General features: G+C 64.3%; 10 protein-coding genes. 8 read left to right on the top strand and 2 right to left on the bottom strand.

What is annotated here, in order from left to right:
* Window positions 1–382: 382 nt before the first annotated feature.
* The 7 genes from AC1DYQ_RS21215 (at window position 383) to AC1DYQ_RS21185 (ending at window position 8,714) form a co-directional block, all read left to right on the top strand.
* Entirely contained in the window at window positions 383–769 is a 387-nt protein-coding gene (locus tag AC1DYQ_RS21215; protein WP_457282668.1) for a hypothetical protein, read from the top strand.
* A 25-nt stretch (window positions 770–794) separates the two neighbouring features.
* Entirely contained in the window at window positions 795–2,000 is a 1,206-nt protein-coding gene (locus tag AC1DYQ_RS21210; protein WP_477688455.1) for a phospholipase A, read from the top strand.
* Window positions 2,001–2,252: 252 nt separating this feature from the next.
* Window positions 2,253–3,578, top strand: a complete 1,326-nt coding sequence (locus tag AC1DYQ_RS21205) for a cation:proton antiporter (protein ID WP_477688454.1) — start codon at window positions 2,253–2,255, stop codon at window positions 3,576–3,578.
* 117 nt (window positions 3,579–3,695) lie between these two features.
* Window positions 3,696–4,901 (top strand): imelysin family protein, encoded by a 1,206-nt coding sequence (locus AC1DYQ_RS21200; RefSeq protein WP_477688453.1) that lies wholly within the window; start codon window positions 3,696–3,698, stop codon window positions 4,899–4,901.
* Window positions 4,901–6,370 carry a di-heme oxidoreductase family protein gene (locus AC1DYQ_RS21195; protein ID WP_477688452.1) on the top strand — a complete coding sequence of 490 codons (1,470 nt, stop codon included), beginning with the start codon at window positions 4,901–4,903 and terminating at the stop codon, window positions 6,368–6,370. The genes AC1DYQ_RS21200 and AC1DYQ_RS21195 overlap by 1 nt, the downstream gene beginning before the upstream one ends.
* A 77-nt stretch (window positions 6,371–6,447) precedes the next feature.
* Complete coding sequence (locus AC1DYQ_RS21190) at window positions 6,448–7,554, top strand: imelysin family protein (RefSeq protein WP_477688451.1); 1,107 nt, start codon at window positions 6,448–6,450, stop codon at window positions 7,552–7,554.
* An 8-nt stretch (window positions 7,555–7,562) separates the two neighbouring features.
* On the top strand, window positions 7,563–8,714 hold the full coding sequence (locus AC1DYQ_RS21185) for a DUF1513 domain-containing protein (RefSeq protein WP_477688450.1): 1,152 nt from the start codon (window positions 7,563–7,565) through the stop codon (window positions 8,712–8,714).
* A 292-nt stretch (window positions 8,715–9,006) separates the two neighbouring features.
* On the opposite strand, the gene AC1DYQ_RS21180 is transcribed toward AC1DYQ_RS21185, so the two are convergent.
* Window positions 9,007–9,828 (bottom strand): hypothetical protein, encoded by an 822-nt coding sequence (locus tag AC1DYQ_RS21180; RefSeq protein WP_477688449.1) that lies wholly within the window; start codon window positions 9,826–9,828, stop codon window positions 9,007–9,009.
* A 138-nt stretch (window positions 9,829–9,966) separates the two neighbouring features.
* On the bottom strand, window positions 9,967–10,251 hold the full coding sequence (locus tag AC1DYQ_RS21175) for a DUF4148 domain-containing protein (protein ID WP_477688448.1): 285 nt from the start codon (window positions 10,249–10,251) through the stop codon (window positions 9,967–9,969).
* Between the two features lie 206 nt (window positions 10,252–10,457).
* On the opposite strand from AC1DYQ_RS21175, the gene AC1DYQ_RS21170 reads away from it, so the two are divergent.
* Window positions 10,458–11,384 (top strand): LysR family transcriptional regulator, encoded by a 927-nt coding sequence (locus tag AC1DYQ_RS21170; RefSeq protein ID WP_477688447.1) that lies wholly within the window; start codon window positions 10,458–10,460, stop codon window positions 11,382–11,384.
* Window positions 11,385–11,760 lie beyond the last annotated feature (376 nt).

The raw sequence follows: 11,760 nt of genomic DNA, 5'->3' as shown, positions 1-11,760 counted from the left end.
GCGCGAGATCAGGTGCCGGGCCGCATGAAGGCGTTTTCAGTGCTGTGGTTACAAACCGTTTCAGGCCGCGGGTTTTTACCGGTGCTTTACCTGATTGAGATCTATTCATGAGATAGTGCGCAAGCTCCACGGCCTGCGCGTTGCATCAACCCCGCACTCGCGTGCCCGAGTTTTCCGTTTCACCCCCTGCACTGCAGCCTTGGCCGCTCCGTCCGCCTTGCTGCCTTGCTACAGCCCGTACCGCACGGCCAGGCCGTGCACTCACTTGTTCATGACTTTGCTTTTTCTTCGACGCGCTCTTTTTTTAATCGCCGCTTGCGCAATATCCGCTAGTGCTACGGCCCAAACGAAACCCGACGCCGCGTGCCCGGCCGCCACGGAGATGAAAGCCGCACAACTCCATGGCCTGTGGGCCGTGCGTTTTGACCGCCCACCTGCCGGCTTGCCGGCCCGCGCCACCATGCTGCTGGAACGGCATGCCGAATTCGCCGAAAGCCTGGCCGGCATCGTGAGCCGCGACCTGGGTCCGGCCGTTGGCTCCAAAGCCATTGCAGGACATGCGGCCAAGGCCGCATTGGCCGGTGACCTGGAGGGTGGCATGTTGCTGCTCGACGAATCCTCCGACAATGTCAGCATCACCGGCACCTGGAACGGTGAAATGGTTGAAGGGTCTTGCGGCAAGGCCTTCAAGGGCACCTGGAAAGACACCAGCAGCAGCGCCCCCGACAATGCACCCGATGTGCCTTTTACGCTGACCCGGCTGCCCTGAACAGCGCAATTTTCAAGACCGAGCCATGCCACTGAAATCTCTCAATCCTGCTGCTGCATCGCTTTGCACGGTGCTTCTGGCCCTCCTGGGTCTTGGCACCACGGCTGCGGCACATGCACAGGCCACGCCGGCAAACCGCCCATCCAGCACAGGCTGGCAAACCTGCCAGGCCATGAAGGGCGACCCTGCGGCGCAGCTCACCTGCTTCCAGCAATGGGCCGATGCGCAAACGCCCGCCAACACGCCCGCACCCAGCCTGACCACAGCGCCGGCCAATGCCCAGACCGGCCAGCCGGCTACTCCGGTGCTGCTGTTGCCATCACTGAACACCGAAGCGCCGGACGGCAAGCCGATCGGCTGCAAAAACACCAGGTACTCGGAACTGTCCCGCTTCTGGGAACTGCAGCGCGGCACCGACTGCGACACGTTCTCGCTGCGCGGCTACCGGCCGATCACGCTGGCCGTTTCCACCGCCGACAGCGTGAACACGCAACCCTCATCACCCTCCGCCGGGCATACCGCGCTGACCTCTGTGCCCTATATGCGCACTGAAAACAAAATCCAGCTGTCGGTGCGCACCAAGGTCGCCAAAGGCCTGCTGAAAAGCGGCGACAACGACGACGACGACCATGACTCGGTATGGTTCGGCTACACGCAGCAAAGCTATTGGCAACTGTTCAACGGCAGCATCTCGCGGCCGTTTCGCACCACCGACCACGAGCCCGAGGTGATCTACATCTACCCGCACCAGATCCCTTTGGCCGGTGGCTGGAACTACCGGCTCTCGGGCCTGGGGCTGGTGCACCAGTCCAACGGCCAGTCGCTGCCGCTGTCGCGCAGCTGGAACCGCGTCTACCTGATGGGCGCCGCCGAGAAAACATTGGGCCAGGACTCGGGCCTGATCCTTCAGGGGCGTATCTGGGACCGGCTCAGGGAGTCCTCGGGCAATGACGACAACCCCGGCATCGAAAACTATGTGGGCCGCGCGGAAGTCACGGGCAGCTGGCAGATCAACAAGGCCAACACGGTGGGCGTCACGCTGCGCCACTCGCTGCGCAAGGAAGCCCGCGGCTCGGCCCGGTTTGACTGGATGATGGCGCCGGCCTCGTCGCCCAACTACACCGGCCTGCGTTATCACGTGCAGCTTTTCAGCGGCTACGGTGACAGCCTCGTGGACTACAACCGAAAGCGCAATGTTCTGAGCATCGGCCTGAGCCTGGTGGACTGGTAATTCCGCCGGGTTGCGGCGGCAGCCGCAGGCTCACCTGCTATATTTTTTATAGCTACTAGCGCCCGATTGTATTGGCTCTGAGAGCTTTTTCGCTTAAATCCTGAAGTGCACCCGGCACTCCCGCAGCCGCATGCGGGCCGCGGCCGCGAACAGCCACCTGCGCGCCGCCTTGCTTTAAGCTGTGCGGATGCCCCTCGTCGCCATCTCCACCGGTTCTTGCGCGTGCCTGTCACTGCGCGCACCGGCTGCGCCATGACCGAGCCCACCACCTTCACGCTGGCCTGCATCGTGGCCGGTGCGCTACTGATTGCCATGACCCTGGGCGGCTCTTTCATTGCACGGTTGCCTCTGAGTGCCGCCATGCTGTACCTCGGTGTTGGTGTGGCGGTCAGTCCCGTTGGGCTGGGGCTGCTCAAACTCGACGCCCTCAAGAACACGGTGCTGCTGGAGCGCCTCACGGAGGTGGCGGTACTGATCTCGCTGTTCACCGCGGGCATGAAGCTCGAGTTCCGCGTACGGGATGGCCGCTGGCGGATTCCGGTGCAACTCGCAACCGTGTCGATGGTGGTCACCGTGGCCGCCATCACCGCACTGGGCGTTTATGTGCTGGATCTGCCCGTAGGCGCCGCGGTGCTGCTGGGCGCCATCCTCGCGCCGACCGACCCGGTGCTGGCCTCCGATGTGCAGGTGGCCAACCCGGGCGACCGCGACCGCCTGCGTTTCGGCCTCACCGGTGAAGGCGGGCTGAACGACGGCACCGCATTTCCATTTGTGATGCTCGGGCTGGGCCTGCTGGGCCTGCACGAACTCGGCGAAGGCGGCTGGCGCTGGTGGGCCGTCGACGTGCTGTGGGCCGTGGCCGGCGGTCTCGCCCTGGGCTGGCTGCTGGGCACGCTGGTGGGCCGCGCCATCCTCTACCTGCGCATGCGCCACCGCGAAGCACTGGGCTCGGACGAATTCATCGCGCTGGGACTCATCGGGTTGACGTACGGCCTGGCGCTGCTCTTTCAGACTTACGGCTTCCTGGCGGTGTTTGCGGCGGGCCTGGCGCTGCGCCGCATCGACGAGCCCGATGCGCGGCCCGTACCCCAGGCTGCGGCCGCACCCGACGAAACGCTGAGCCCCGATGACCAGGAAGCCTCGGGCGCGGAAGCGCCCGCCCACATGATGCGCGCAGTAGAGCGCTTTAACAGCCAGCTGGAAAGCTTCGTGGAAGTCGCCATCGTGCTGGCCGTGGGCGTGCTGGTCGCCACCACACGCTTTCGCACTGAAGTGCTGTGGTTTATCCCGGCACTGTTCCTGGTGATCCGGCCGGCGGCGGTTTTTATCGGGCTGCTGGGTACCCCGGTCAGGGGTTCACAGCGCCGCCTGATGGCCTGGTTCGGCATTCGCGGCATCGGCTCGCTGTATTACCTGCTCTACGCCATCAACCACCACCTCCCGCCCGCGCTCGCGCAGCGGCTGCTTTCCATCACGCTCGCGGTGGTCGTCGCATCGGTGATTGCCCACGGCATTTCTGTCACGCCGCTGATGAAACGCTATGAAGCGCGCAAACCGGGCAAGCAAAGCAGGCCCTGAGAAAACGGCCGGTGTGCATCCCGCACAGCCTCACAGAATGTCACCTTATTGATAACGATAACGATTCTCATTTGTATAATCGCGCTTTGACCGATTAACAAAGACACAGGAGTCGTCATGAAACCAGCAATGAAACCCGCCATCCTTGCCGCCCTGGTGGCCCTGCTTGCAGTGCCCGCCATGGCCCAGCCCGCAGCAACGGCGGCCGGTACCGCGCCTGGCACAGTGGCGGCACCAGCCACCACGGCGGCCGCCGTGGCAAAGCATTACGCCCACCTGGTGCAATCAAACTATGACGACACGCTGGCCAGCACGCTGATCCTGCAAAAAGCGGTACAGGCTTTTACCGACGCGCCTTCGGACGACGGCCTCAAGGCCGCGCGCAAGGCCTGGCTGGACGCGCGCGAGTATTACGGCCAGACCGAGGCCTTCCGTTTTTACGGCGGCCCGATCGATGACAAAAACGGCCCTGAAGGCCGCATCAATGCCTGGCCCATGGACGAGTCCTATGTCGACTACGTGAAGGACGCACCCAACGCCGGCATCATCAACAACCGCAAGGCCGTGATCAACAAAAAACGGCTGGCCAGCCTGAACGAGCGCAATGGCGAAGAAAACATCGCCACCGGCTGGCACGCGATTGAATTTTTGCTGTGGGGCCAGGACCTGAGCACCACCGGCCCGGGCAACCGTTCGTTTGAAGATTTTGTGGACGGCAAGAAACCCAACGCCGACCGCCGCCGCCAATACCTCAAGGTAGTGACCGAACTGCTGGTCGACGACCTCGGCACCCTCACCAAAGCCTGGGCTCCCACGCCGGCCTCTTACCGCGCGAAGTTCGAGCGCGGCGGCATGGAGTCGGTGCGCAAGATTTTTGTCGGCCTGGGCTCGCTCTCGCGCGGTGAACTCGCCGGTGAGCGCCTCGAAGTCGCCCTGGCCAGCCAGGACCAGGAAGATGAGCACTCGTGCTTTTCCGACAACACGCACCGCGACGTGGTGAACAACGCCAAAGGCATCCAGAACGCCTGGCTGGGCCAGTACAAGCGCGCCGACGGCACGACGCTGGCCGGCCCCTCACTGCGTGACCTGGTGGCGGTGAAAAACCCGGCACTGGCAGACCGCACCAGCAAGCAGATCGCCGCATCCGTCGCCGCCGCCGAAGGCATCCAGGCGCCGTTTGACCGCGAAATCGTCGGCGCCAAAGACGCACCCGGCCGGTTGCGTGTGCAAAAAACCGTCGACAGCCTGGTGCAGCAAAGCAAGGACCTGGTGGAAGCCGCCAACGCCGCCGGCATCACCAAGCTGACCCTGGTCAAACCTTAATGGCCGACACCGCGTCGTTCCGGATGGTCACGCGCCCTGCGCGTGCAGTGCTTGCCTGCGTGGCCGCGGCGGGACTGGCAGGGCTGGCCTTCTGGGCGTCGGCAGGGCCGGGTGCGCAAGCCGGTACGGCGCCCGACGACGAGAAAACCGGCGGCGACACCACGGTGTTTGCCACCGGCCACAACGCGTTTTCATTTCCGCTGGCCAACCTGGGCGATGAGGAACGCACGCGGTTTGTCATCGGCAATTCCTTCTTCAAGCGCAACTGGGTGCAGGCGCCGTCCTCCACCACCGCGCGTGACGGCCTGGGCCCGCACTTCATCGCCCGCTCCTGTGGCGGCTGCCATGTGCAGGACGGGCGCGGCGCACCGCCCGACTTCAACCGCGGCCTGGCCGACCAGCCGGTCGGCCTGCTGCTGCGCCTGTCGGTGCCGGGCAAGGACGCGCACGGCGGCCCCATGCCCGACCCGGTGTACGGCGACCAGTTTTCCAATTTCGCGGTACAGGGCGTGATGCCAGAGGGACAGATATCCCTGCGCTACGACGTGGTGCGCGGCAAGTTCGCCGACGGCACCCCCTACCAGCTGCAAAAGCCCCGCTACGGTTTCAGCAAACTCCACTACGGCCCCATGGTCAAAGATGTGATGGTGAGCCCGCGCATCGCGCCGCAGATGGCCGGCGTGGGTTTGCTCGAAGCGATTCCCGAAGCGGAAATCCTGCGCAATGCGCGCGAGCAGGCCGCATCTGACAGCCCGGTGCGCGGCGTCGTCAACCAGGTGTGGGACGCGCCGACGCAGCAGATGCGCACAGGCCGCTTCGGCTGGAAGGCCAACGTCGCCACCCTGGCGCACCAGACCGCGGGCGCCTTCCTCGGCGACATGGGCATCACCTCGCCGGTCTTTCCGAAAGAGACCTGCACGGCCGCCCAGAAAGACTGCCTGGCGGCGCCGCGCGGCGCACAGGGCAAGGCCAGCGAGATTGACGAAAAAACATTCAACGACGTGGTGTTTTATGAAACCACACTGGCACCGGCGGCGCGCCGCAATCCGCGCGATGCCCAGGTGGTGCGCGGCCAGAAACTGTTTGCCGAAGCACAGTGCGCCGCCTGCCACCGCCCGAGCTACGTCACCGGTGAAAGCCCGTTTCCGCGGCTGGGCAGCAAGGCCGTGCAGGGCCAGACCATCTGGCCCTACACCGACCTGCTGCTGCACGACATGGGCGAAGGCCTGGCCGATGGCCGGCCCGACTTCCTGGCCGATGGCCGCCAATGGCGCACGCCGCCGCTGTGGGGCATCGGCCTGGTGCCCGACGTGAACGGCCACAACCGCCTGCTGCACGACGGCCGCGCGCGCGGCGCGCTGGAAGCCGTGCTGTGGCACGACGGCGAAGCCAAGGCCAGCAAGGACAAAGTCCTGCGGATGAATGCGCAGGAACGCGCCGCGCTGGTGAAATTCCTCGAATCGCTGTGAGTGCCATGAACGTCATGAAGGTATCGAGTGCCTGACCCAGGCATCGCAAGCGACAACCCACACAAGGGAGCAGCCCGATGAATTCCCTCACCTCTTTGTTGCAGCCGGCCTGGCGCAAGGCCGTGCCGGCCATCGCCGCCGCGCTGCTGCTGGCCGACGGCACGGCGCAGGCGCAAGTGGTCGCGCCCAACGTTGCCGTGCCGTTTTACACGGCGGGTGATTTCATGCGCGGCATCCATCGCTTCTGGTATGCGCCGCAAGCCACCGCGTTTGCCGAGCAGGCCGGCGGCTTGCCTGCGGCAATGCAAGCCGTGTGCGACGCAACCGCCACCACCGCACCCGCAAAGCTGGAGCAAGCCAAAGAGCGCTGGAAAACCACTGCGCTCGCCTGGGACCGCCTGAGCGGCGTGCAAATCGGCCCGCTGGTGCAGCGGCGCTCGGCGCGGCAGATCGACTTTTCGCCGACGCGGCCCGAGCTCATCAAGCGGGCGATTCAGTCAGCGCCGCAAGATGCCACGGCCATGGAAAGCATAGGCTCGCCGGCCAAAGGCTTGCCGGCCCTGGAGTGGCTGCTGTGGAACCAGCCTGTTTCGTCGTTTGCACCCGCCACGCCGGCCTGCCGCTACGCGGTGCAGGTGGCCGCCGACATCCAGCGCGAAGCCGACACGCTGGCGAAGGCTTTCAGCGAGCTGGCAGCGCGCCAACCCGGCGAGTCGGAAGAAAGCAATGGGCCGGCGATGAGCGAGCTGGTCAACCAGTGGACCGGTGCACTCGAACGCCTGCGCTGGGCCGAGATGGAAAAACCCCGCATGGCCGGCGCGCAAGGCAACCGCAATGCCGCCTACGCGCGCAGCGCCAGCGGCCAGACGGCCGCGCGCTGGGCCGCGCAATGGCAGGCGCTGCGCACACTGGGCGCATCGCAGGCGCGTGAAGCCCCTTTGCCCGGCGCCGGCCTGGCGCCGCTGGAAACCTATTTGCGCGGACTGGGCCGCAACGAGCCGGCCAACCAGCTCGCGCAAGCGGTGAACAAAGCCGACAAAGCCATGCAAAGCGCATCGCCCGCCAACAAGGCCGGCATGGGCAGCGCCGGGCGCTCGCTGGCCGACCTGAAAAAACTCGCCGAAGCCGACATCGCGCCCGCGCTGGAAGTGAGCATCGGCTTTTCAGATGCCGACGGCGATTAGGAATTTGCATGAAAAAGGCTGAGGCCCTGACAACACTGCGGCGCCGGCAATGGCTGGCACTGGCAGCGGCTGGCACCAGCGCCTGGCTCAATCCCGCGCTGGCAGCGGCCACCGCTACTAGCCGGCCGCAACAGCTGGCCGCCGCCTGGGAGGCAGCGCACGGCTACCAGGTCGGTGTGCTGGCCTATCGCGGCGCCGCGCTCCAGGTCAGCGCCGCACTCGACGTGCCTACGCGTGCCCACGGCGTGTGGGTCGAGCGCAGCGGCACGCTGCTGGCGGTGGCCCGCCGGCCGGGCGACTGGCTGCTGCGCTGGAAGCCCGAAGGCGACAACGCCGGCCAGGCCATCGCCTGGGGTTGGGCCGACCCTGACCGCGCCTTCAACGGCCACGTGATCGCCAGCCCCGACGGCAAAACGCTCTACAGCACCGAAACGCATCTCGAAACCGGCGAAGGCGTGATCGGCCTGCGCGATGCCGCCTCGCTGGAGAAATTGGCCGAATGGCCGACCCACGGCATGGACCCGCACGAACTTTTGCTGGACGACGACGGCAGTTTGGTCGTGGCGAACGGCGGCATTCCCGCGCTGCCTGAAACCGGCCGCCTGAAAATTCACATGGACCGCATGGACGCTTCGCTGGTGCGGCTGGACACACGCAGCGGCGCGCGGCTGGGCCAGTGGCGCCTGGCCGACAGGCGCCTGAGCCTGCGGCACATGGCCTGGGGCAGCGCACCGGTGGCGGGCGGTGCGCGTGTCCTGGGCATCGCGCTGCAGGCCGAGCATGACGACTCTGCGGCCAAGGCCCGCGCGCCCGTGCTGGCGCTTTTTGACGGCCAGAAATTGCAAACCTGCGCCGCTGCCGACGGACGTGTGCTGGCCGGTTACGGCGGCGACATCGCCTGGGCGGCGGGTGGTTTTGCCGTGGGCTGCCCGCGCGCCAATGGCGTGGCCGTATGGCAGGCCGATGGGCGCTGGACAGGCTTTTTTCCGCTGGAAGAAGCCTGCGCCGTCACCTCGGCTCCGGCCGCGGGACAGGCTGACGCCATGTTGTGGGCCGGCGGACGGCTCGCCGCGCTGACGCGCGACGTCGCGGGCCGCACGGCTTTGCCGGCGCTCAAAAATGTGCGGCTGGACAACCACTGGGCGCCTCTGCCGGGTTAGATAACGGTTGGGTTGGCTGGGGGCATCGATGAATTGCTATATTTTTGATAGCTGCTCGCGCCCGTTGTTATTGGGCTACCGGCACATTTGGCACACAAAAAGGCCCTGAAACCGCGTCCTGGCGGGGATTTTTCCGGATTTTTACCGTCCCCGGACAACTAAAAACAGCTATTTTCAAAGCGAAAAATGGCTTTGACCCAAGCAGGACGAGCGCAAGCAGCTATTGTTTTTATAGCAACGTCATGCCCTGCCGATTCGAACGCAGCTTATTCGGCGCCCTATTCGGCGGACTTCACAGCTTCTTCCATAGCTCGCCATCCCTGGAACGGTAAGTGCCCCCCGTGGCGCAGCAGCCCCCTGCACCGAAGGCGATGCGCCCGAGGGTGACGGTGACAACACCGTTGTCTGCCTGCAGCGACTGCCGCTCGCAATACGTGAAGAAGGGATAGAGATCGGGTTCGAGCACCATCTGCCAGCCGTTCTCGCCGGGCTCCTTGGACGCCTTGGGTATCGCGCGGTAAACCTTGCAGTCATGCACCGCGAGGTGCACCGGCTTGCCGCCCAGCAATCCCTTGAATACGCGCTCCGGCGGTATCGCTGCCATGGGATCCGGCTCGGCAGGTGACGGAGCAGGGACACTGCCACCGCCTGCCAGCCCCAATCCAATCCCAAGCCCGACAGCCAGCAGGAGTTGTCCCCACAGCATGTTCCGCTCAGGCCTCGTCGCCGGCGAGAACGCCTGCCACGCCAGCGCAGCAGCAGCCGCGGCCGAAAGCGCTGTGGCGACCCAGACCAGCAGCCCGGCGGCTTCGGTGGCTGGACTGATCGCCCAGCCAACAGCCAGCACGGCCGCATTGACCAGCAACAGCACGAGGCAAGCCCATGGCCGCACCCGGGAGAACAAGCCTGCAATCAGCAAGAGCACCGCGCACAGCAGCATCGCGGGCAGGACCACCACGCCTGAAAACAGCAGTTCGAACACGCCCAGCAGCCAGCCACCACTGCCCGCCATATTGCCAACGGTGTAAAGGTAAAGCGCCAGACCCAGGCCCGGCAGGGCCAACAGCTGTGCGGCGACAAAGGCAAAGGCGTAAGGTGCGTTGGAGGTTCTCAAGATGAGGGGAATTCTAGAGTGCGGTCGGATACTGTCGTATACGGCCTGCGTGAATCCCGCATGCCCAAATGCAATCGCCCCGGCAGCCAAAGGCTGCCGGGGCGAAAAGCGTCGGGACCGGTCAGGCGCCGTAAAGGCTTATTGCTGGCTGGTCTTCACAGCTTCAGCAGCAGCCTGGGGTGCTGCACCGGCCTTCTCGGCGCGGGGAGCGCCCAGGTTTTGCTGGGCGGTGGCGCCGTTGTAGCTCGAAGCGGAGCCGGCGTTTTGGACCTGCAGCAGGTCGCTTTTTACTTCCGCGCGGGTTTTGGTCGCGGGCGCCTGCATCTGGTCAAACAGATAGGAGTTGAAGGTTTGGGCAGAAGCAGCCACGGAAGTCAGGGCGGCAACAGCAACAACGGAAGCGGCGATAAAGTTCGATTTCATGATGAATATCCTCTCAAAGTTAAGTGACGTTCCGGGCATGGCGGGCTCATCTTCCCGTCTGTCCAGCCTCGGTGAGTCGCCTTGTAGTGGGCTTCGGCTCATCGATGTATGAACTTTATTCCATTCAAATCAATCAAAAAATAGCAATTCCGACAATACATTGCTGTTAAATCAGCAACAATGATGGCTTAATTTAGGGGTAACCCATGGACCGGCTTCAATCAATGCGTGTGTTTCAGCAGGTGGTGGATGACGGGAGTTTTGCGGCGGCCGCGCGCAAATTCGACATGTCTTCCGCCGTGGTGACCCGGCTGGTCGGCGACCTGGAAGATCACCTGGGCGTGCGGCTGCTGCAGCGCACCACCCGACGCCTGGCCCTGACGGATGCCGGCGAGGCCTACCTGGCACGGGTGCGCCACATCCTCGATGACATCGACGAAGCGCATGCCGCCGCCCAGGCCCATGCGCAGGAAATGTCCGGCGTCATCCGCATCCTGACCCCGCCGGTATTTGCCGTGCACGTGATTGCGCCCCTGGTGGCGGAGTTCGCGCGGCGCTACCCCAAGGTCGTGCTGGATATCTATGTGGACTCTCCCTTGATGCCGCCCGTGGAAGACTACGACCTCACCCTGCTGGGCGCTGCCGACACCTTTGACGCCAACATCATCGCCCGGCCCATTGCGTCTTCCGCCGGCATTCTCTGTGCCTCGCCAGACTACCTGCGCCGCCACGGCACACCCGCACAACCTGAAGACCTGCCCCATCATCAATGCATGCGCATCAAGGCACAGGCCAACCGCCACCGCAGCTGGCGCTTGTTCAACCCGAAGGAAAACAATCGCGAAGTGGAGGTGCAAATCGAGCCCAGCATGTTGGTGAACCATTCGGACACGCTGATACGCGCCTGTGTGGACGGTGCGGGCATCATGAGCCAATCCATCGACCTGGTGGCCAACCACCTCAACAGCGGCGCGCTACAACGTATTTTGTCGCCCTGGACCACCGGCACCAACACGCTCTATGCAGCGCTGCCCAGCCGCAAATTCATTCCGACACGTACCAGTGTGTTTCTGGAATTCATGACCGAGTACACGCGCGCTGTGATCAGGAAGATGGAAGCCCGGCAGGACTAAAACCTGCGCCGACGCACGGCAAAAGCACTCACCCGGGCGGCCGGTGTGGAAAAGCGGGCTCGCGGCCCCACATAACAATGGCAGCCGCCCTGGTTGCTGTCCTAGTTCATGGCATTTCACCCTTCGTGAAACACGTCTCACAAATCGCGAAGAAACGTGGGCGAACTTTTTGAACGCCAAAAAGTTCCAGGACTACACACCGTTATTGTTCCGGTTTCGACAATTGAATGTTCTGCCAATACGCACTTGTGTATCTGCGCCGCGGAACAAGGTTTGATACATCGGTGAGCCACCTATTCAAAGCGACTCAACGATGAAGGCCTCACGGGCACAACGCCCGTCCCGCCTGTTTTCACACTTGTTCTTAAAGGAAATT

The organism is Polaromonas sp. P1_F4 (assembly GCF_056405675.1).
The sequence above is the reverse complement of the archived record's forward strand: the minus strand, read 5'-3'. Positions and strand labels throughout refer to the sequence as shown.